At 72.6% G+C, this 21,657-nt stretch carries 14 protein-coding genes; 3 read left to right on the plus strand and 11 right to left on the minus strand.

Annotated elements, in window-relative coordinates:
• Nucleotides 1–167: 167 nt before the first annotated feature.
• The 3 genes from ABZ887_RS34605 to ABZ887_RS34615 all read right to left on the minus strand — a co-directional run bounded on the left by ABZ887_RS34605 (nucleotide 168) and on the right by ABZ887_RS34615 (nucleotide 6,953).
• Nucleotides 168–4,568 carry an FtsK/SpoIIIE domain-containing protein gene (locus ABZ887_RS34605; RefSeq protein ID WP_361298315.1) on the minus strand — a complete coding sequence of 1,467 codons (4,401 nt, stop codon included), beginning with the start codon at nucleotides 4,566–4,568 and terminating at the stop codon, nucleotides 168–170.
• 81 nt (nucleotides 4,569–4,649) lie between these two features.
• Nucleotides 4,650–4,943 (minus strand): WXG100 family type VII secretion target, encoded by a 294-nt coding sequence (locus ABZ887_RS34610; protein ID WP_361298318.1) that lies wholly within the window; start codon nucleotides 4,941–4,943, stop codon nucleotides 4,650–4,652.
• A 105-nt stretch (nucleotides 4,944–5,048) separates the two neighbouring features.
• Nucleotides 5,049–6,953 (minus strand): putative T7SS-secreted protein, encoded by a 1,905-nt coding sequence (locus ABZ887_RS34615; RefSeq protein WP_361298321.1) that lies wholly within the window; start codon nucleotides 6,951–6,953, stop codon nucleotides 5,049–5,051.
• Nucleotides 6,954–7,130: 177 nt separating this feature from the next.
• Here ABZ887_RS34615 and ABZ887_RS34620 point away from each other — a divergent pair, with 177 nt between their 5' ends.
• A complete protein-coding gene (locus ABZ887_RS34620; RefSeq protein WP_361298324.1) occupies nucleotides 7,131–8,561 on the plus strand; it encodes a hypothetical protein in 1,431 nt (476 codons plus the stop codon).
• On the opposite strand, the gene ABZ887_RS34625 is transcribed toward ABZ887_RS34620, so the two are convergent.
• Both ABZ887_RS34625 and ABZ887_RS34630 read right to left on the minus strand, forming a co-directional pair.
• Nucleotides 8,545–9,084, minus strand: coding sequence for a sigma-70 family RNA polymerase sigma factor (locus tag ABZ887_RS34625; RefSeq protein ID WP_361298327.1), 540 nt, complete (start codon nucleotides 9,082–9,084; stop codon nucleotides 8,545–8,547). The two genes, ABZ887_RS34620 and ABZ887_RS34625, sit on opposite strands and share 17 nt — an antisense overlap.
• 119 nt (nucleotides 9,085–9,203) lie before the next feature.
• Nucleotides 9,204–12,098: a BTAD domain-containing putative transcriptional regulator gene (locus ABZ887_RS34630; protein WP_361298329.1), complete on the minus strand. Its 2,895-nt coding sequence runs from the start codon at nucleotides 12,096–12,098 to the stop codon at nucleotides 9,204–9,206.
• 561 nt (nucleotides 12,099–12,659) lie between these two features.
• Here ABZ887_RS34630 and ABZ887_RS34635 point away from each other — a divergent pair.
• Entirely contained in the window at nucleotides 12,660–14,039 is a 1,380-nt protein-coding gene (locus ABZ887_RS34635; RefSeq protein ID WP_361298332.1) for a hypothetical protein, read from the plus strand.
• 36 nt (nucleotides 14,040–14,075) lie between these two features.
• Nucleotides 14,076–15,452, plus strand: a complete 1,377-nt coding sequence (locus tag ABZ887_RS34640) for an alpha/beta hydrolase-fold protein (protein WP_361298335.1) — start codon at nucleotides 14,076–14,078, stop codon at nucleotides 15,450–15,452.
• A gap of 78 nt (nucleotides 15,453–15,530) precedes the next feature.
• On the opposite strand, the gene ABZ887_RS34645 is transcribed toward ABZ887_RS34640, so the two are convergent.
• From ABZ887_RS34645 to ABZ887_RS34670, 6 genes are all read right to left on the minus strand, one after another.
• Nucleotides 15,531–15,965: a PadR family transcriptional regulator gene (locus ABZ887_RS34645; protein ID WP_361298338.1), complete on the minus strand. Its 435-nt coding sequence runs from the start codon at nucleotides 15,963–15,965 to the stop codon at nucleotides 15,531–15,533.
• A 164-nt stretch (nucleotides 15,966–16,129) separates the two neighbouring features.
• On the minus strand, nucleotides 16,130–16,999 hold the full coding sequence (locus ABZ887_RS34650) for a carbohydrate ABC transporter permease (protein ID WP_361298341.1): 870 nt from the start codon (nucleotides 16,997–16,999) through the stop codon (nucleotides 16,130–16,132).
• Nucleotides 16,996–17,958 (minus strand): sugar ABC transporter permease, encoded by a 963-nt coding sequence (locus ABZ887_RS34655; protein ID WP_361298344.1) that lies wholly within the window; start codon nucleotides 17,956–17,958, stop codon nucleotides 16,996–16,998. The genes ABZ887_RS34650 and ABZ887_RS34655 overlap by 4 nt, the downstream gene beginning before the upstream one ends.
• The gene (locus ABZ887_RS34660; RefSeq protein ID WP_361298347.1) at nucleotides 17,952–19,289 is read right to left on the minus strand and encodes an ABC transporter substrate-binding protein; all 1,338 of its coding nucleotides are present in this window, start codon (nucleotides 19,287–19,289) and stop codon (nucleotides 17,952–17,954) included. Before ABZ887_RS34660 ends, ABZ887_RS34655 begins: the two co-directional genes overlap by 7 nt.
• Nucleotides 19,286–20,275: a GNAT family N-acetyltransferase gene (locus ABZ887_RS34665; RefSeq protein ID WP_361298350.1), complete on the minus strand. Its 990-nt coding sequence runs from the start codon at nucleotides 20,273–20,275 to the stop codon at nucleotides 19,286–19,288. Before ABZ887_RS34665 ends, ABZ887_RS34660 begins: the two co-directional genes overlap by 4 nt.
• Nucleotides 20,276–20,358: 83 nt before the next feature.
• Entirely contained in the window at nucleotides 20,359–21,555 is a 1,197-nt protein-coding gene (locus ABZ887_RS34670; RefSeq protein WP_361298353.1) for a DUF1343 domain-containing protein, read from the minus strand.
• Nucleotides 21,556–21,657 lie beyond the last annotated feature (102 nt).

Here is a 21,657-nt window from a genome sequence, read left to right on the forward strand (position 1 = left end):
GTCGTCTTCGCCGGACTCACCGTCATCATCGCGCTCGCCGGTCTCTGGGCGGACCCCCACGGTCCGGCCGCCCTTCGCCCTTCCGCGGGACCCGCCGTCCGGCCGGTCCCGCGGGCAGGGGGAGGCGCGCCCCCGGACGGGGGGAAGCGGGGGCGCGCCTCCCGGCTTCAGAGGTCCCCTGCGAGCGCCTCCAGCAACGGGACCTGGACCGTCCGCAGCGTTCCGTCGCCCAGGTGCAGCAGGCCCCGGCCCGGCTGCGGCGCCTGTCCGACGACGCCCCGGGTCAGCTTGACGCCGATGACCTCGCCGTCGCTCAGCCCCTGCGGGGAGAGCAGCATGCCGGTGCGGTTGCGCTTCACCTGGCCCATCCAGCCGGCCAGACTCAGCGCCAGCGACTCCGCGTTGCCGGCCGCGAGGACGCCCCAGCCGGTGCCGGCCCCGCCGCGTGCGAGCAGCGCGAGGTCGGGGTCGATCTCGGCGCCCATGAACAGCTCGGCGTCGTCCACGACGATCACGCCCTGCTCCTCCGGCACGTTGCCGAGCGCCTGCCGGAACTCCTGTGCGCTCACCTCGGCGTCGGTGATGAGGGCGGCCACGCCGGGCCGTCCGTTCAACTGCCGTAGCGGCGAGCGCCGGGGGGCGAGCACGATGAGGCCGGCGCCCGCCGCCAGCAGGGACTCCGCCGCGGTGAGCAGGGCGGTGCTGCGGCCGGTGCGCGGCGGCCCGGCGATCACGAACGTCGGCACGTCCGCCAGGTCCGGGGAGAGCGAGGTGAGCGTGTCGCCGCCGACGGCCACCAGGGGCCGCATGGGACCGCCCCGGGTGTGCAGGGCGAGGGCCTCGGCGTACGTGATCTGGTCGGGGAGCACGTCGAGGCGGATCGGGCGGCGTGCGGCGGGGACCGGGGCCTCGCGTTCGGTCAGCTCCCGGCCGAGGCCGAACAGGACCTCGGCCTGGGCGGTGCCGGACAGGTCCTCGCCGAGCACCGCGATCTGCGCCTCGCTGAGGTCCTGGGTGCGGATGCCGCGCCCGGGTGCGGGGTCGGTGGGCGCGGACTTGCTGGGGATGCCCACGCTGGAGTAGTCCTGCCGGTCGTTGAGCCTGAGGACGATCTTGTCCTCGGTGGTTCCGGAGAACCTGCTGCTGCCCAGCACCCGGTCACCGGCGAGGACGACGTGGATGCCGACGCCCGCGCCGTCGCGCAGCAGGCGGATCATGCGCTCCATGTAGCTGCCGTTGTCGTACTGGGTGAACTCGCGCTCGAAGACCTCGAACCGGTCGACCATCAGCACGATGTGGGCGAGCCGTTCCTCGGCGGGCTGGGCCCGGCGCAGCTCGGTCAGGTCGGCCGTGCCCCGGGCGCCCAGGATGCTCTGGCGGGCCGTGAGTTCGGCGCCGAGGCGGTCCAGGAGGCGGCCGAGGCGCTCGGTCTGGTTGCGGTCGACGACGGCACCGCAGTGCGGCAGCGCCGTCAGGGCGTTGAGCGCGCCGTTGCCGCAGTCGATGCCGTACAGGTGGACGTCGTCGGCGCCGTGGGCCTGGGCGAGGGCGCCGGCCAGGGTGCGCAGGGTCTGGGAGCGCCCGCTGCGGGGCGAGCCGACGATGTGCAGGTGGCCGGCCCGGTCGAGGTCGAGGACCAGGGGGACGCGGGTCTGCTGGGCGGGCAGGTCGACCACGCCGTACTCCACGGCGGGCAGGGCCGCTTCCCGCTCGGCGGTGGGCTTGGGCGCGGGCGGCGGGGTCCACGGGAGCAGGGCGGGCAGCGGCGGCAGCCAGGGGCTGGGCTGGCGCGGAACCTCGGCGAGCCGGGCCGCCTGGGCGACGGCTCCGGCGAGGACGGCCAGGTCGGTGACGGCCTCGGTCTGGGCCGCGCCGGAGCCGCCCCGGGAGCGGGCGGTGGGCACCGGGCCACCGAGGTTCTGCCAGGTCACCGTCTCCGCGCGGACGGACACCTCGGTCCCCACGGCGGCCTGACCGCCGGGGCGCCGGCCGCCGACGCGGCCGGACTGGAACGGCAGCAGGGCCGAAGGGCCGAGCCGGGCGTAGGCGCGGCCCGGGTTGGCGGGCGAGATGTCCCCGGAGTCGGGGGCGTCGATGATGTCGCGGCTCTCGCTGGTGTCGGTGGTGCGCAGGGCGATCCGCAGGTTGGTGTTGGCGCGGATGTCCGGGGTGACCGCGCCGCCGGGGCGCTGCGTGGCCAGCACCAGGTGGATGCCGAGCGAGCGGCCGCGCTGCGCGATGTTCACCAGACCGGAGATGAACTCGGGCAGTTCCCGGGCCATGGACGCGAACTCGTCGATGACCAGCAGCAGTCGGGGCAGCGGGGGCAGCACGTTGCCGCCGCGGGCGCGCTTGTCGAGGTAGTCCTCGATGTCCTTGGCGGCGGCCTGCGCCAACTGGGTCTCCCGGCGGCGCAGTTCGGCGCCGAGGGAGACCAGGGCCCGCTCCACGAGCCGGGTGTCGAGGTCGGTGACCAGGCCGACGGTGTGCGGCAGGTCGGCGCACTCGGCGAAGGCGCTGCCGCCCTTGTAGTCGACGAGCACGAACGTCATCTCGTCGGGCCGGTTGACCACGGCGAGCGTGGCGACCAGGGTCTGCAGCAGCTCGGACTTGCCGGAGCCGGTGGTGCCGGCGATCAGTGCGTGGGGGCCGTCGCGGACCAGGTCGACGGCGAACTCGCCGTCGTACCCGATGCCGAGCAGGGCGCGGGTGCTGCGGCCGCCCAGCGACCAGCCGGCCACCACGGCCTCCGCTGTGGGCGGTTCGATGTGCAGCAGGTCCAGCAGGCGTACGGCGCCGGGCAGGGCGCTCTCGTCGCTGTCGCCGACACCGCGCAGCGGGGCCAGGGCCCGGGCGAAGTGCTCGTACCAGTCGGGTTCCGGCGAGTCGCTGCGGACGTTCTCCAGCGCGGCGCCGGAGCCGGTGCGCACCCGGGACGTGGTGGCGCCCGGTTCGGTGACGACTACGGCGCCGCACTCCTCGGGCAGCAGCCGCTCCTCGCGGTCGATGCAGATCGTGTGGACGCCCACGGACGGGCCGTCCCGCAGCAGCGCGATCACGCCCGGCAACGAGCGGGCCCGGCGGGCCTGTTCGAGGACGACGAGGACATCGGGGTAACCGTTGGCCCCGCCGCGGACGACGTCGGGGCCCGCGGCCGTGCGGGAGGCGACGAGCTGGCCGAGTTCGCCGATGCGCCGGGCCAGGGAGTCGGCGGTGGAGCCGATCAGGGCGTAGGCGTCCTCGCCCTGGGCCTGGGTGTGAGGCAGCCAGCGGGTCCAGGACCAGTCGCGTTCGCCGTCCGGTCCGGCGAGGACGACGATCCGCAGGTCGGTGGGGCTGTGCAGGGCGGCGGCCTGGGCGGTCAGCCAGCCGGCCAGCCGGGTCGCGCCCGGTCCCGCCACGCCCGCGACACCGGCCCGGCGCAGCGCCACGGAGACCGGCACCTGGTTGAGCCACGGCACGGTGGAACGCCGGTGCTCGTCCTGCTCGGGGTCGTCGACGCTCACCGACGAGGGCAGATCGGTGGTGCCGACCCGTACGGTGAGGAAGTCGGGGTCCTGCCAACGGCGTTCCCACAGCCGTTCCGAGGGCTGCACCGCCATCTGCAGCAGGGTCGCCGGATCGGGCAGCGACAGCCGCAGGTTGTGCTGTTCCTCCAGCACGGCGGCGTCGATGTCCGCGCGCACCCGGGCCAGCGCCTGGTCGTACTCCTCCTTCTTCTCCAGGTACTTGAGCATCGCCTGCTTGCGGCCGCCGAACTGGGTGACCAGGGCGGCGATCGGGGAGAGCAGGGCAATGAAGACGAAGGACCAGCGGTGGGTGACGAAGATGGCGATCGCGGCGCTGCCGGCGGGCAGCAGCAGGATCGGCAGCAGCGGGATGGGCCGCTTGTCGGGCTTGACCGGCGGGGTGGGCAGCCGGAACTTGGCGCCCGCGGCGGGCGGCAGGAACCTCGGCGGCCGGTTGAACTCCAGGCCGAGACCGTCCTGGGCCGGGGTCAGCGGGGCGCGGGCCGTCGGGCGTGAGGTCAGCTCCAGCAGGGTGTCGCCGACGGCCAGTTGGCTGCCCTCCCGCCACGGGCCGGGGTCCTGCGCGGGCTTGCCGTCGAGCAACGCCCCGTCCGTCATGAGGAGTTCGGCGCCCCCGTCGAGGCGGACCCGGATCCGGGCCGCGAGCGGCGGGGCGCCGTCGGCGAGGCGGATCCGGCACTGGGGGCCGCTGCCGATGTCGTAGTCGCCGGGGACCAGCCGGAAGACGGTTCCGGCGCCCGGGCCCGACACCAGGCGGACCTCGGTACGGCCCTCGGGCTCGGGCTCCCGGGGAAGGGGAGCCCCGAGCCCGAGGTCCATGCCGTCCCGGACACCGGCGCCCTGGAGGGTGGTGTCCGGGTCGACGGGGGTCGAGCCGATGTAGAGGGACGGCTCCCCCGCGGCCGCCTCGGCATACCCGACGGCCCGGGCCAGCTCGGCCGCGAACCTGCCCGTCTGCGCGGACGGTTCTGTTTCCACGGCGACGGTGGCGGACACCCCCTCGACCTGCGGGTCACGCACGCTGACGGTCAGTCGCACTGCTCATCGTCCTTCTCGTGTGGAGCTCGGGTGGAGGTGGGTACGGCACCGCCCGCCGTGGCGGCGAGCCGGGCCGGTGGGTCAGGAGAGGTTGGAACCGAGCTGACTGTCGGTCTGGTCGAAGGCCTCGCCGACGGACTTCACGTACTGGCCGATACCCTGCAGGCCCTGGTTGACCTGGTCGAACCCCTTGGCGAACTCGTCGAAGAACGGCGAGAACTTCTGCTGGGCGGCCGGCGTGCTGTAGCCGTCGGCGAGCAGGTTGGAGATCTTGCCCTTGACCTCGTTGAGCTTGTCCTGGAGCTGGGAGAAGTCCTGGAGCAGGGCCTGCGAGGTGGAGGCGGTGGTGTCCGAGTTGACGGCGTAGTTGGGCATGGGAGAACTCCTTGCTGGTCGGTTGGTGCGATCCGTCCCTTCGGGACGGAGGACTGGGTGCGGGTGCGCGGACGGCGGGGACGGCCGGCGGCCGTTGCCGCCGCCCTACCCCTCGGTGGGGCTCGTCGGCGCGGTGACGAATCCGTCGCTCGACGGGGACGACGGCTCGCTGCTGGAGTTCGACTGCGAGTCGGAGGTGCTGATCGGGGGGACGGCGGGCCGGCCCGGGGAGCCGGCGCCGTCCGAGGAGGCGGGAGCGGGCGGCGGCGCGGCGGGGGCGTGCGGGGTGGTCGGGGAGGGCGGCAGGAGTACGTTCGCCGGTTCCACCGGGGTCGGGGTGGCGGGGCGCGGCGCGGTGGGCGACGGCGGGATCGGCACGTTCGCCGGATCCACCGGGGTCGGGGTGGCCGGACGCGGGGTGGTGGGCGATGGCGGAATGGGCACGTTCGCCGGATCCACCGGAGCCGGCGTCGCCGGGTGTGCCGCTGCCGGTGTGTTCACCGGGGCCGGGGGCGTCGGCTGCGCGACCGGGGCCGGGGCGGCCGGCGGGGCGGCGGGGGGCGTGTTCGGCGAGCCGGTCGAGGGCCTGGGGCTGGTCTTGACGGGGATCTTGTCCGTGAGGCCGTCGATCGCGCGCCCGAGGCCCGCCTTGCCGACCGGCCCGGCGCCGAGCTTCGGCGCGGAGTTGGCGATCTCGCCGGCCGCGACCTCGTTGGGGTCACCGCCCTGGGCGACGCCCACGCCGATCTTCGTCCCGAGGGTGGCACCCTCCTCGACGAAGCCCCCAACCTGGTCGGCGGCCCGCTTGCCCACGGTGTCCCCGGCCGCGGGTTCCGTGGTGTCGCCGAACCGGCCGCCCTTGCCCTCCTCGACCGGAGGGTTCCCGCGCCTCCTCCCGATACTGCCGATGCCTCCCTTGAAGGCGGCCCCGGCCACCGCCCCGGCCGCGGCCCCCGCGAACACACCGGCGGCCGTGATCTTGTCACCGTTGGCCGCCTTGGCAGCCGCCTCCAGCGCCGAGTTGGTCAGGAAGTTGCCGGTGATCTCCGCACCCACCTTGCCGACGGGATTGGCGAGAACACCGCTGACGATCTTGCTGTTGGTGAGGGACTCACCGATCTTGGTGAAGGACGCGCTGCTCTTCGCGATGAAACCGGAGTTCTTCACGGCGGCCACGGCGGCGGGAGCGATCGCCTCCACGGCCCTGCCGCCGAACTTGAGCAGGGCGCCGCCGGGGACGATCCCGAGCAGGCCGACGACGAAGTCACCGGCCTTGATACCTCCGGTCTGACTGGCGATGACCTGGTTGAAGACGAACAACGCCCCGCCGAGCAGCGCGCCGACCACGGGGAAGAACACCGCCACGACGGCGACGAGGGCGGCCAGCAGGATCTGGACGAACGGGAAGTCCTTGAAGAAGTCGGCGATCTTCTGGAAGATGTTCCGCTCCGGAATCGCCTCCTGCGCCGCCCGGTCCAGGACATCGGCGCACTGGCGCTGCGCGCTCTCCCGCATCGACCTGGCCTGTTCCGCCAGGCTCTTGGCCGCGTTCAGCTGCGACTTGCCGGCGTCGATGGCGTCCTGGGTGCTGCGCGCCGCGGACTTCTCCGCGTCCGTCGGGTTCGGGCCGAGTTCCCTGGGCGTCTGGTTCGCCTGGGGTGCGGCGGTCCGCGCCTGGTCCACCGCCCGGTCGAAGGTGTCCTGGGCCTCGCGCAGCCGCGGCATGTAGTCGCTGTAGGCCTGGGCCGCGTCGTGGTAGGAGTTCATGGTCTTGGTCAGCTTGTCCGGGAGATCGTCGCCGATCTTCTCCTTCAGCTGGTCCATCGCCGAACCACGGCCCTGCGAGATCGTGCCGTCCTTCTTCAGGACGTTCAGCGCCTTCTCCGCGGCGTCCCCGATGTCCCGGTACCGCTTCATCACACCCTGGATCAGGTCGGGGTCGCCGGGCGTCGGGTCCGAGTCCATGCCAACGAGCTGGAAGTCCTCGGGACTCGCGTGCCGACGTGCCATTGGGGTCCCCCGGTCCGGTGCCAGTTGGTGGTGTTCGCCAGGTACACGGGGTCGGCGTCGCGAAGGGTTCAAACCGAGTTCGCATCCACGTACGCATCGAATTTCGCATCGAACGTTTTCACCGGGCGGCTCCGTGTAGTCGGTGCAACGGAACCAGGAAGGGCATGGGTGGACACGATGAGCAGCAGCGCGGACCGGGGATCGGGGCGCAGGGCGCCGACCCCCGCGGTACGGACACTCCTGCGTGCCCTGGTGGCGCTGCTGGCGGCGTGCCTCGTGGCGCTGGGCGGGACCGGCTCCGCGCACGCGGCGGGGTCCGACGACAGCCTGATCAAGGTGTTCGTGGTGCCCGATCCGGCGCAGAGCGGCGGGCAGCTCGCCACCCTGCAGTCGATCGCCGCGGCCACGCTGGGCGACGCCTCGCGGTCAGGCGAGATCTTCGACCTCAACCGCGGTCAGGCGCAGAAGGACGGCGGCGCCCTGAACAGCCCGGACGACCAGCTGCACCCGGGCTGGATCCTGCGGCTTCCCGAGGACGCCTCGGGATCCGGCGTCCAACTGGCCCGGGACACCGGGAACCAGGGCGCGACCTCGGCTCCCCCGGCCTCGGGACAGCAGACGTCCGCGCCGGGCGCACAGCAGTCCGCGACGTTCACCTTTCCGCTGGCCGCGGCCGTGGCGGTGCTCGGCACCATCCTGCTCGCCCTGGTCACCGCCGGCATCGTCGGCAGGCGCAAGGTACGGATCGCGTACGGCGCCGTACGGCGCGCCGTCCGCCGGCTCGGCGAGCCGATGCGGCGCAGGCGCCGGCTGATGCAGCGCCAGGCGACGGGCCGCCGGTTCGCCACCGACGCGGACGCGGTGCGACGCGCCTACGGCACCCTCGGCGAGTTCGCGCCCACCCGGCAGCGGCCGGAGCGGCCGGTGCACGCGCTGCGCGTCGACGGCACGGGTGTGACGGTGTGGCTGGCGGCCGCCGACACGGCCGACGCCCCGTGGACGAACGTCGACGGGACCCGCTGGCGCCGCCCGGCAGCCGCCACCGGCTGGCTGAACCGCGGCGAGGAAACCGCCGCGACGGCACAGAACTCGATCGGCTCCGCCTGCCTGGTGCGCGCCGGCACGGACGCCGACGGCGAGCCGGTGTTCGTGGACCTCAGCCGGCTGGACGGCGTCCTCAGTGTGAGCGGTGATCAGCTCGTCGCCCGGGACGTCGTGCAGAACGTGCTGGCGGAGATCGCGCGGACCCGCCCGGAGACTCCGGTGACCGTGCTGCGCGGGGCGGACGGCGCCCTGGCGCTGACCGTGCCGCCGGGTCTTCGGCAGCTTCCCCGGGTCGACGCGCCCGCTCCGGTCGTACCCGCGGAGGAGCAGGGGACGGTGCGTGCCGGTGCGGCGCGCAGGCCGGTGCGGGGTCTGGTCGTGGTGGCCGGGACGCCGGGCGAGGCGGCGGCCGCCGAGCTGGCCGCCCTGTGCGGACCGGGCGGCGCGGGCTGGACCGGGCTGGTGTGCGGCGAGGCCGCCGGCGCGCACTGGCGCTGGCGGACCGACGCGGACGGCCATGTCGACATCCCGGTGCTGGATGTCCGGCTCACCGTTCCGGCCTGAGCTCCTGACCGGCCTTGGCGCGCAGGGTGTTGAGGGCATAGTGCCGCCGGGACTTGACGGTTCCGGCGGGTATGCCGAGGAAACGGGCCGTCTCCTGCGCGGTCCGGCCGCACAGGTAGGTGTGCAGGAGTACCTCCCGGTGCTCGGGGGACAGCTGTCGCAGCAGGTCGGTCGCCTCGACCGCGGCCAGTACGGCGCCGGAGTGGTCGGGCAGGGGCACGTCCCGGTCGTCCGCGCCGATCGTCTCGTGCCGGGCGGTGGCACTGCGCATCCGGTCGACGACCAGGTTGCGGGTGACCTTGAGGAGCCAGCCCCGCACCGATCCCTCGGTGCTGTAGAGGCGTTCCGCGTGCGGCCAGGCGCGGATGAGGGTCTCCTGGACGATGTCCTCGGCCGTGTGACGGTCGTTCAGCAGCTTCTCGGCATAGGCGATCAGCGCCTTGGCGTGGTCGGACATCATGGTGTGCAGCAGCTGGTCGCGACGCGCGGCCGAGGCAGCGGCCGCGTGCGTGCTCGTGGTCATCTTCGAGTTCCTGACGGGGAATGCGGTACGCACCTCCCGCTCCGGACGGAGCGGAGCGGGGAGCGTAGGCAGGGCCCGCTTCCGGAACTCTGAAGGATTACTGACGGATCACTGACGGATCACTGGCGCGGGGCCGGACCGGGTGCGGCGAGGCCCTTCAGCCGCTCGCGGAGGTCCGTGGCCTCCGGGTGGTCGAACTCCTCCAGGATGCCCAGCGCTTCGCGCCAGGCGAGCGCGGCCTGCGCGTCGTCGCCGGCCGCGTGGTGGGTGTCGCCGATGTGCACCAGCGTGTCGGCCTCCAGATAGCGGTCGCGGATCTCCCGGTACAGCTCCAGCCCGTGCCGGTAGCATTCCAGCGCACGGTCGTGCTGGTCCAGGTGGTGGTGGGCGTAGCCGAGGCTGTCCCAGGCGGCGGCCTCGCCGTTGCGGTCACCCGTCTCCCGGTGGCCCCGGAGGGCCCGGCCGCACTCCTCCAGGGCGTCCTCGTACTTGCCCATCAGGATGTACGTCCAGCCGACCTCGTTGGCGATCATCGCCTCGACGCCTCGCAGTCCGGCCTCTCGGTAGAGGGCGCTCGCCCGGTCGTAGTGGTCCAGGGCAACCGCGTGGCGTCCCCGCCGGTTGGCGAGGAAGGCGGCGTAGCGGTGGGTCCTGCCCTGGCCGGCCCGGTCGCCGATCTCGCCGAACAGCTCAAGGGCGCGCGACAGATGCGCGTCGGCCTCGTCCCAGCGTTCGAGACGGCCGCTGACGAAGCCGAGCGCCCGGTGCCCGTACGCCTGGCCGCGGATGTCTCCCAGGCGTTGGGCGGCGCCGACGGCCGTGGTCTGTGCGCCGAGTTGTTCCTCCCAGCGTCCGATGCGGTCCAGGTACAGCTCCAGGGTGGCGGCCAGCTGCCAGCTGTGTTCGCCGCCGCCGTGCCGGGTGTCCTGCTCGATCACCGCGAGCAGGACGGACCGGTTGGTCTCCAGCCAGTGGTCCGCGGCTGCCTGGTCGGGCAGCCGCGGGACGGTCACCCCGGGTACGTGGGGCCGTAGCCGGATGCGTTCCCGGCTGGGTGCGAGGACGCTGTCGGCGGCGTGCACGCTGTGCAGGTAGTGGTCGAGCATGCGGCGCCGGGCGGCGGTCAGCTCCTGCTCCGTCTCCTGGGTCGGGGCCAGTTCGCCGGCGTAGGCGCGCAGCAGCTCGTGGCAGCCGTAGCGGCCCGGCACGGGCTCCGATATCAGGTGGGCGCGGGCCAGCTCCGCGAGCAGCGGCCGGACCTGGCCGACCCGCTGCCCGGCCAGGCTGGCGACGGCGGCCGGCGCGCAGTCGAGGCCCGGATGCAGGGCGAGCAGGCGGAACACGCGGGCGGCCGCGGGGGTGAGCAGCTGATACGACCAGGAGAACGCGCTGCGTGCGTCCGCGGCCGGGGCCTCGCCGGAGAAGGCGTCGAGGCTCTCCTCGCTCTCGTGCAGTTCGGCGGCGACGGACGCGAGCGGGAACGTCGGGTTCACGACCGCGCGGGCGCTGACGACGGCCAGCGCCAACGGCAGCCGTCCGCACAGGGCGATGATCTCCGCGACGGCGGCGGGTTCCCGCGCGACCCGTTCGGCACCGAGCCGGCAGATCAGGAACGCGTGCGCGTCCGCGTCGCTCAGCACGTCCAGGCTCAGCGAGTGCGCTCCCTCGCCGGCCACCAGGCCGTAGAGCTGGTTGCGGCTGGTGACGACGACCATGGAGCCGGGCGTGCCGGGCAGCAGGGGCCGGACGTGCTCGGTGTCGCGCGCGTTGTCCAGGACGACGAGGACCCGCCGGTCGGCGAGCAGGCTGCGGTAGAGCGCGGCCTGGGCGTCCAGGCCGGCGGGGATGCGCTGGGCGGGGATGCCGAACGCGTCGAGGAAGGACCGTATCGCCTCCGCCGTGCTCATGACCGAGCCGGTCGGGTGGAAGCCGCGCAGGTTGACGTAGAGCTGGCCGTCGGGGAACCGGTCGGCGACGCGGTGCGCCCAGTGCACCGCGAGGGTGGTCTTGCCGACGCCGGCCATGCCGCCGATGACGCTGATCACCACCGCCGACGCCGGTTCGTCGGTCGCGGGCAGCAACGCCTGGACACGGGCGAGTTCCTCCCGTCGGCCGGTGAAGGCGGCCAGGTCCGCGGGGAGTTGGGCGGGGCGCACGGTGGGGACGGCTTCCGGCCGGACCGCCTCGGCATCGGCCCTCCCTCCCTGGCCCGCACCGGACTCGGCCGGCCGGGTGCCCGCGGACCGGGTGGGGGTACGGCCGAGGACGCGCTGTTGGGCGGCCTGGAGTTCGGGGCCCGGCTGTACGCCCAGTTCGTCGGCGAGCCGGGTGCGGACGAGCCGGTGGACGTCGAGGGCCTCGGCCTGGTGGCCGGTGGCGGCGAGCACCAGGATCAGCCTGGCCTGCAGTCCTTCGTCGAGGGGGTGTTGGGCGGCGGCCTGCCGGAGCGTCACCAGGACCCGTGCGCCGAGGCCTCCGCCGGCCTCCAGGGCCAGTTCGGCGGCCTCCTTGACGGCGGCAAGATGCTCGTCGTCGAGTGCGGTGAAGGCAGGGTGGGATCGCACCTCGGGCGCGATGCCGGAGGCCGCGGGCCCGCGCCACAGCGCCAGTGCCTCCATCAACAACTCGGTGGCGGTGGCCGGTCGGCCGTCCTGCGCCGCCTGGCCCGCCTGTTTCCGCAGCGCCCGGAAGCGGAGCAGGTCGAGGGAGTCGGCGTCGGCCTCGAGGCGGTACCCGCCCGAGCCCCGCACCAGCCAGCGGGATTCGCCCCTGGCCGGGAGGTCGGGTTCGAACAGCCGGCGCAGTGCTCCGATGTGCCGCTGGACGACGTTGACGGCACTGTCCGGCGGATCCTCGCCCCACAGGGCGTCGACGATCTCGTGGACGGCGACCGGATGCCCCGCCTCGGTCAGCAGCAGCGCGAGCAACGCGCGCTCCTTCGGCGGACCCAGCACCAGTTCCGTGCCGCCGCGCCAGGCCCGGACGGGTCCGAGCACGGCGAATCGTGTTTGCACCGGGTCCCCTGTACCGACTGTGACGACATGCGAGGCCGACGCGTCCGCCCCCTGGGGACGCGCGGCTTCGCACGAGCATAAAGTCCCTGCGCCCGTGCCGACGCATGGTTCCGTCGCCCCGGAGCGTCGCACGCGCCGAACCGGCCACGCCGCGTGGAGCACCCGCCGATCCCACGATCTCGGCTGCCGGGTCCGTCTCCTGCCCGTCGAATTCCCCGCCGCCCATATAGCCCTCATAAATTTTCCCCGAGAGGCGTTCCGGCCAAAGAACGTGAAATCACAGGCCGATCACAGATACTCAGGAATCCGACAGGAATTGAATTTTCGCGTGACACGCTGGGGCGATGACATGCTGCCGTCGCGCGCAACCATCGGTTCCGCGTTATCGCCGTTGACGGCCCGTTACACCGATGCAACGATCGCGGCGCGCCGAAACGGCATTCCCGTCCCTCATTTCTCCCGGCACCGCAATTACTCGACGAGAACACCTGGAAAATTGCCCGTCTTTTCCAGGGCGGCCGAATACGGGCGGTCAGTTGTTCCCGCTGGAAGGAGCGAACCTTGACGCCGATCAACGAGGATCCCACGGTGCGGCCGGGCGGCCGGCTGCACCGGCGGGCGTTTCTGAACGGCTCCGTCGCCGCCACGGTGGCGGCCGCGTCGCTCGCGGGCGGCGCGGGCGCGGCCCGGGCATCCGAGGCCGCGCTGAAGGTGGGTGCGGGCCGGGCCGCCATCGGCATCCCCGCCTCCCTGCTGCCGCTGGACGGTTTCACCACCGTCCATGACGACCTCTACGTTCGCGTCCTCCTGCTGGAGAGCGGCGCGGCCCGCGTCGCCCTCGTGGTGCTGGACCTGACGTCGATCAGCGCGGAGGCGATCGCGCAGATACGGGCGGTCGTCGCGAAGACCGCCTCGGTGGCGACCGGCGACATCGTGGTGACGGTGACGCACACCTTCTCCGCCCCGCACGTGCAGGCGAGCACCAGCAGCGCCGGCGCCGCCCAGTACGTGCAGAACATCACCGCGGCCGCCGCGGCCGCGGTGACCGCGGCGGTGCAGGGGCTGCGGCCCGCGCGGGTCGGCCACGCCTCCGGCACCTGCGACGTCAACGTCAACCGGGACGTCCACACGGCCGACGGCTGGTGGCTGGGCACCGGCGAGTCGGGGACGTCGGACAAGAGCGTGGGCGTCACCCGCTTCGACGACGCCGACGGCAACCCGATCGCCGTACTCGTGAACTACAGCGTGCAGTCCTCGGTCATGATGGAGTCGGTCATGGCCAACGGGGACCTGCCGGTCAGCGCCGACCTGGCCGGCGCGGCGGTGGAGCACGTCGAGCAGCAGTACGGCGGTGACGTCGTCGGGTTCTTCCTGGTCGGCTCCTGCGGCGACCAGTCCCCCGCGTTCAGGTCGAAGCGCTACACCGTCGACAAGGACCGGAACTGGTCCCAGGTCGACGCCCGGGACACGGGCTGGATCCTGCTGACCGTGCAGGGCGAGCGGCTGGGCACCGAGGCCGTCCGGGTCAGCGAGACCATCAGGACGTCGGGCACGCACGCGGGGGCCGCGCTGCGTCTGCTGACCGACACGGTCTCGGTGCAGACGGTGCCGATGGGGCATCCCACGGCCCCCACCACGTCGTACGACTTCACGCCGACCGGCACCGCCGACGTGCCGGTCTGGGTGCTGCAGGTCGGTGACGGCGTGTTCGTCGGGGTCGAGCCGGAGCTGTCCACCGATACCGCGCTGGGCATCCGGAAGCACTCCCCGTTCCCGCACACCGCGGTCATGTCGATGCTCGAGGGCGGCGCGAAGAACATGGCCGAGGCCCAGAGTTACGCCCGCATCACGTACGAGGCGATGGACTCGGCCTACGCCCAGGGCGCCGCCGAGACGGTCGCGGCCAAGGTCGGCGACCTGCTGCGCTCCCTGCGCGGCTGACCCACACACACCCCCACACCGACAGAGGAGATTGTTTTGGTTACCAGGCGTGCGCTCATAGCCGGTTCCGCCGGGCTCGGTACTGCGGCCTTACTGGGCGGCGGCGCGGTCGCGGCTGCCGCGGGCGAGGACGAGCCGGCGTCGCGGTCTCGGCACATCGTCGGTGCGACGGCGATCACCAAGGTGTACGGCGAAGGGCAGAAGCTGATTGCGGTGGCCGTCGAGTACGACCGCGACATCGACGGCTCGTTACTGTCCACGTCGGCGTTCGCGGTCACCGACCGCACGGTCACCAAGGTCTACGCGAACCGGACCACCGCGGTCGCCGACCGCGGCGAGGACGGCCGGTACGTCATCGTCGAGCTCTCGCCCGACGACCCGGCCGCGCTGCTGTGGGGCAAGGACGCCGCCGGGGCGTCGAGCAGTCCCGCCCCGAGTCCGTCGGGCAGTTCGGGCGGCGGCACCGGTGGCGGCGGCCCGACGGCCGACGACACCACTCCGGGCGGCCCGATCGTGCCGGCGAAGGCCACCGTGACCCAGACCGGCGCCATCGCCACCGTACGGGGCAGGAGCTATGCCGCGGACGGCACTCCGGTGGCCACCGGTGCGGTGGTGAGCCCGATCGTCGACGACTTCCGGCAGTTCGTCTTCGAGGACCCGGCGACCGGGCGGTCCCTGAAGTACAACCTGTTCGTTCCGAAGCGCTACGACCCGCGCAAGAAGTACCCGTTGGTGCTGTTCATGCACGACGCCAGCGTCGTGAACGTCGACACCGTCGGCCCTCTGGTCCAGGGCCTGGGCGCGGTCTGCTGGGCCAGTCCCGAGGACCAGGCGAGGCACGAGTCGTTCGTGCTCGCGCCCGAGTACGGCGAGGTCGTCATCGACGACAACTACGTGCCGACCTCGCTCTTCGAGACCACCGCCCACCTCGTGGAGACGGTGACGGAGCAGTACAGCATCGACACCAAGCGGCGTTACACCACCGGGCAGTCGATGGGCGCGATGCTCTCGCTCGGGCTGAACATCCGGTACCCGGACCTCTTCGCGGCCGGTTACATCGTCGCCGGGCAGTGGCCGGACAGCCAGGCCGCGCCGTTGGCCGAAAAGAAGCTGTGGATCCTGGTCGCGCAGGACGACACCAAGGCCTTTCCCGGCGAGAACGCCATCACCCAGGTCATCGAGGCCGAGGGCACCAAGGTCGGTACCGCGGTGTGGGACGCGGGCTCCGACGCCGCGCAGTTCGCCGCGGACGTACGCGCCCTGGAGAAGCAGAAGGCGCCCGTGAACTACGCGACCTTCCTGACGGGGACGGTCACCGCGACGACCGGCGCGCTCAACGCGCACACGGGGACCTGGCAGATCGCCTACTCGATCCCCGGCATCCGGGAGTGGCTCATGAAGCAGTCCATGTGACTCAAAGGCGGTGGCCACGTGGCGCTCCGTCGGATCGCTGGATCACCGGATCACGGGGATCACCGGAATCGACCGGGATCACTGGTCCATCAGGATCCGGTACAGCGTCTGGCGGGCGCCGCGGACGGCGGCGATCGCCTCCTCCAGCTGCTCCGGGGACGCCTCCGAGGCCGACACCTGGCGGGCGGCGGCCTTCAGCCGCTCCATCTCCGTCCGCAGCGGTGAGTGGTGCACGTCCGGGGAGTACGGCCCCGGCTCCGCGGCGCCGTCCCGCTGCTGAAGAGCGTGCTCCCGGCCGGCTTCCGTCAGCGCGAAGACCTTACGGCCCTGGGCTTCCCGCCCCTCGACGAGTCCGCTGTCCACGAACGACTGCAGCAGGGGGTACACGGACCCGGGGCTCGGGCGCCATGTCCCGCCGCTGGAGGCCTCCAGACGGTCCATCAGTTCGTAGCCGTGCGCGGGGCCGTCCAGCAGGGCGGTGAGAAGCAGGTTCGGGACTCTGCCGCGGCGCATACGGCGCCCTTCGCCCCCGCGGTCGCGACCACCTCTGTGCATTCCGCCTCATCCCCCGTTTCGAGGAGCCCACCACTCTTCGATCAGCAGATATATCGAAAGAGTATCAGCAGCGGCACCGACCTGCAGGAACGACTTATCGATACATCGTGAGGGGCGCCGCCTCACTTGAGGCCGCTGAGCATGACGCCCCGGATGTAGTACTTCTGCAGCAGCAGGAAGAGGACCAGGACGGGCAGGACGCTGAGGACCAGGCCGGCCATGACGATGGGCAGCGTGCGGGTCGGGTCCACGTAGTCCTGGAGGAACTGGATCCCGACGGGCAGGGTCATCACGTCCGGGTTGGCGGTCGAGACGAGCAGGGCCCAGATGTACTCGTTCCAGGCGTCGACGAAGGTCAGCAGGCCGAGGGTGACCAGGACCGGCTTGGTCTGCGGGACGACGATCCGCCACCACACGGTGAACTCGCCGGCGCCGTCGATGCGCGCGGCCTCCAGTACCTCGTCCGGGATCGACACCATGAACTGGCGCGTGAGGAAGATCCCGAAGCTGCTGACGAGGAACGGCATGGCGAGCGCCACGATGCTGACGGTCAGGCCCGCGCCGCCGCGCCCGAGCAGGTCGTTGCCGCCCGCCAGCGGCCAGTGCACGAGGATCAGGAAGTGCGGGATGAAGAAGAGGAACGGCGGGAACATCATCGTCGACAGCACGAGACGGAAGACGAAGTCCCGGCCGGGGAAGCGGAGTTTGGCGAGCGCGTAGCCGGCGAGGGACGAGGTGAGCAGCACCGAACCGGTGATCGTGCCGGTGGCGACGACGCTGTTGCGGAAGAGCACCGGCAGATCGAGCTGCTGGACCGCCGCCCGGTAGTTGGACAGGTCGAAGGCCCTCGGCAGGAACCGGTAGGGCAGCGTGCCCGCCTCGTCCGGGCCCTTGAAGGACGTCATCAGCATGTCGGCGAACGGCACCACCGTGAGCACCGCACCAGTGATCACCAGCAGATACGACAGCCACGGGAAACGGCGGCGGATCACGCGTCCTCCCCCTTGCGCCGGAAGAGCCACAACTGCACCAGCGTGACCGCGAGGACCACCGCGAACAGCACGAAGGCGGCGGCGCTCGCGGTGCCCCAGTCGCCGTAGGAGAAGGCCTGCCGGTACATCTCAAGGGCGGCCACGTCGGTCGCGTCCCCCGGTCCGCCCTTGGTCATCACGATGATCAGCGCGAAGGACTGGAGGCCGGTGAGGAACTGGGTGACGCACACGAACAGCAGGGACGGCCGCAGCAGGGGCACCGTGATCCGCCAGAAGACGGTCACGGGCCCGGCGCCGTCGAGCGCGGCGGCCTCGTAGTACGACTCGGGGATGGACTTCAGCCCGGCGGTCAGGACGAGGATCGCCGAGCCGACGGAGGCCCAGGCCTGGACGACCACGACCGACGGCAGCGCGGTGTCCGGGTCCTGGAGGAAGGCGACCGAACCGAGCCCGACGGCGTTGAGGACACCGTTGACGAGGCCGCCCGGCTGGTACATGTACTTCCAGACGTTCCCGACGGCGACGACGGTCGTGACGATCGGCAGGAAGTACAGGGTGCGCCACAGACCTTGGAACCGCAGCCGGTCGATGCAGGTGGCGACGGTCACGGAGCCGGCGAGCGCGAGGGCCACCGTGCCCAGGGCGAAGAGAAGGGTGTTGGTGAGGATCGGCGCCAGGAACGTCGAGCCGTCGGCGAACAGGCCGGCGAAGTTGTCCAGGCCGACCGGGTCGATGTCGCCGAGGTCGAACCCGGCCCAGCGGGACGTCGACAGCAGCACCGCGAAGCCGAGCGGCAGGGCGAGGAAGACGGCGTAGAACAGCAGCGTCGGCGCGAGGAAGAGGTAGGCGACGACGACTTGGCGGCGCCGGTTCCGGGCGTGGACGCGGACCCCGACGGCGGCGGCCCGCTCGCGCGCCGCCCGTTCGGCGGACTCGGGTGCCAGGGTGGCGTTCACCATGACCGCGACACCTCCTGGTCGACCTGGCGGCGGGTGGAGCGCAGGGCCTCGTCGACCGTCTGCTGGCCGGTCCACAGGGCCTCGATGTTCTTGCGCAGCAGCGACTTGGCCTGCTGCGCGCCCGGCACGTTCGGTTCGGGTACGGCGTACGCCAGTGCGTCCAGGAACGGGTGCAGGTTCGGGTCGCCGCCCGTGCCGAGGAGTGTCCGCATGTCGTCGGCGCGGCCGGTCAGGGAGCCGACCGACGCCTGCAGGGCGCTCATCCGGGTCGTGCCGCGCACCTTGTCGGCGTTGAGCCAGCGCAGGAACTCCCAGGCTTCGCGGGGGTGTTCGCTGGCGGTGTTGACGCCGAGCATGAAGCCGGTGGAGAGCGTGGCGCGTCGGCCGTCCGCCTCGGGGAGCGGCACTGGGGCGACGCCGACCTCCCGGTAGGCAGTGCCCATCAGCGCCTTGAGGTTCGTGGTCCACCAGCCGGCGCTGATCACCATGGCGACCTGTCCGGAGGCGAACGCCTGGTAGACGTTGACGCCGGGGGCGCTCGCGCCCCGGTCGACGAGGCGGCGCTCCAGGTCGAACACGGCGCGGCCGGCCGGTGAGTCGATGGCGGTGCTCCTGCCATCCGCCGAGACGAACCGCCCGCCGGCGGCGTTGAGCAGGGCGAGGGTCTGGCCGACGGTCGTGGAGTCGTCGAAGGTGGAGAGGCCGAACCCCTGGACCAGGGTGTTGCCGTACCGGTCCTGCCGGGCGGTGCGGTACGCGGCCGCCTCCAGCTCCGGCCAGGTGCGCGGCGGGCCGTCGACACCGGCCTCGCGCAGCAGCCGCCTGTTGTAGTAGAGGGCGTACGTCTGCATCTCGGTGGGGTAGCCGTAGACCTTGCCCCCGACGGACGCCGAGCCGGCCGCGGCGGCGCCGTAGGCGCGGCCGATCTCCTCGGCGTGTTCGGGCGGCGCCGGGCGCAGCACGCCGGCCCGGACGAGCTGGCCGTTCCACAGGCAGTACGGGTGCAGGATGTCCGTGCCCTGGCCGGCGGCCTGCCGGACCATGAAGGTGGTCAGCAGGTCGGTGAACTCGACCGCTTTCGTGCGCACCTTGACCCGGTCGTGCAGGGCGTTCCACTCGTCCACCGGGCGCTGCAGTGCCTGCTTGAGCTCGCCGCTCGCGTAGTGGGAGAGCAGGGTGAGGACGATCGGATCGCCGGGCCGCCCGGTGCCCCGGTGCGGCGCGGCACAGCCGGAGACGAGGAGCGCCGAGGGCAGTGCGAGCGCGAAGTGACGCCGGCTCAGTGATCGGCCCGGTGAGCGGCCCGGTGAGCGGCTCAGTGGCGGTGTCACCGGGCGGCCTCCCTGCGCATCACCTTGAACACCCGGGTCGTGGTGAAGCCGCTCTTGCGGTAGAGGTGGCCCGCCGGGGACTGTGCGCCGGTCCACAGGAACCACGCGGAGTGCGCGCGCAGCGCCCGCATCCGCTCCAGGACCAGGTGGAGCAGGACCTCGCCGAGTCCGGTGCCGCGCATCTCCTCCAGCACGCCGATCGGGCCGAACCGCTCGTCGACCGAGTCGAACGCGCCGTGCATGGCCCAGCCGACCATGCGGCCCCCGGGGTCGCGGGCCACGACGATCCGGTCGAGCGGTGTGCCCGCGGTCAGGCAGGCCCGGATCGTGGCCGCCCAGTCCGGCCCGAAGTGACTCCCGGCCAGGGCGAGAAGGTCCACCAGGTCGTCGTCGGCCGGGGTGCTGAACCGGTAGCCCCGCGCGGTCAGTTCGGCCACCCGGAGCGCGATTTGGTCCGGGAGGCGGTAGCCGACCAGGCGGCGGTCCATCGCCGCTGCCTCGTACAGGGTGCGAAAGCCCAGGGAGTCCAGCAGCCCGGCCGCCTCCGGGTAGGCCTCGGTGTCGAGGCCGGGGAAGACGTAGTTCGGGGTGTAGGAGGAGAAGTCCACCCGGGTACGGCCGTGGCCGTGCAGCCAGTCGAGGGCCTCGGTGAGCAGCCGGCGGCCGAGGCCGTGCCCGCGGGCGCCCGGGGCGACGAAGAAGAACGGGATCCAGCCCTGCTCCGGCTCCAGGTCGGTGCCGGCCATCGGGGTCAGCCGGCGCACCGCGTACGCGGCGCCGACGACCTGTTCCCCGTCGACGGCGACCCGGAGCCCCTCCGGGTCGAAGTTGGGGTCGAGGAGCACCAGGGAGCGGAAGCGGTCCGGGGTGATGGAGTCGGCCGGCGCGCTGCGCCGCCATGCCTCCACCACCTGTGGTCCGTCACCCGCGCGGAAGCCGCGGATCCCGGCCCGGTTCGTCGTCGTGAGAGTCGTGAGATCGGTCATCGACGGGGTGTCCTTCCGAGCGGGACGGCAGGTGTCGAGGCGGGAGCGGCAGGTCTCGGGGCTCGCGGATACGGCGGTGGGTCTCAGGGGTAGAGCAGCGCGTCGTCGCCGGCCCAGCGGGCGGGCGGGGACGGCGGGTCGCACAGCGGCAGCGGGTCCTCGCCCGCGTCGACGGCGCGCCGCAGCCGGTCGGACCCCCACAGCAGGTCGACGAAGTGCCGGTGACCGGTCCCCTCGGCGCCGCCGTCCGTGGTGTGCCAGGCGAAGTCGTCCGGGTACAGCCGCCGCAGCACGGCGAGCATCGCGACGGCGGTGCGTACGGGCGCGAACGCCGTGCGGTCGGTGATGTGGAGCTGGACCCCGCGCAGGTGCCGTCCGGCGTGTTTGTGGAAGGCCGGTACGAACCGCAGGTCGCGGAAGTGCACGCCGGGCAGGGCGAGTTCGGCGAGCGCGGGCGCGAACCGGGCGTCGAGGTAGGGGGCGCCGACGATCTCGAAGGGCTGGGTGGTGCCCCGGCCCTCCGAGAGGTTCGTGCCCTCGAAGAGGCAGGTGCCGGGGTACACGGTGGCGGTGGCGGGCGTCGGGATGTTCGGCGAGGGTGCGATCCAGGGCAGCCCGGTGGCGTGGGCGTCCATGGCGCGCTGCCAGCCGAGGGCCTCGATCACCGTCAGGTCGGCCGCGCGGCCCGCCGCCCGGGGCACGGCCGAGGCGTTCAGCCACCGGGCGAGTTCGCCGCAGGTGAGGCCGTGGCGGATCGGGATCGGGGCGCGCCCGACGAAGCCGGCCCACTCCGGTTCCAGCAGCGGGCCCTCGCTGACGAGTCCGCCGAGCGGGTTGGGCCGGTCGGCGACCACGAACCGGATGCCGGTGCGGGCCGCCGAGACCATCAGGTCGAACATGGTCCACACGTACGTGTAGTACCGGGTACCGATGTCCTGCAAGTCGTGGACCAGGGCGTCGACACCGCTGTCGATCAGCAGCTTGTCGAGCCGCTCGCCGTCGCGGCGGTAGGTGTCGTGGACCGGCAGGCCGGTGTCGGGGTCGGTCCGGGCGGACTCGCTCTCGCCGGCCTGACCGGTCCCGTGCAGCCCGTGTTCGGGACCGAACAGGGCGACCAGCGGCGCTCCGGCCGCGAGCAGCGCGGGTGCGGCCGGATGCAGGTCGGACAGGACACCGGTGTGGTTGGTCACCAGTCCGAAGCGGCCGGGCCCGGCGAGTCCGGGCGCCGCGTGCAGCCGCGCGATCCCGGTCGTCACCGCGACGCGGTCGTCCGTGCTCATTCCTTGCTCCGTCTGCCGGGTGACACCTCTGCCAAGCAATGGTCTGGAATTTACTCTTATGTCGCGTAATTCCGGCAGTGAATCGCCGACGGTTCACGGGCC

Origin of the sequence: Streptomyces sp. NPDC047061 (assembly GCF_040643955.1) — a bacterium.
Lineage (GTDB): Bacteria > Actinomycetota > Actinomycetes > Streptomycetales > Streptomycetaceae > Streptomyces.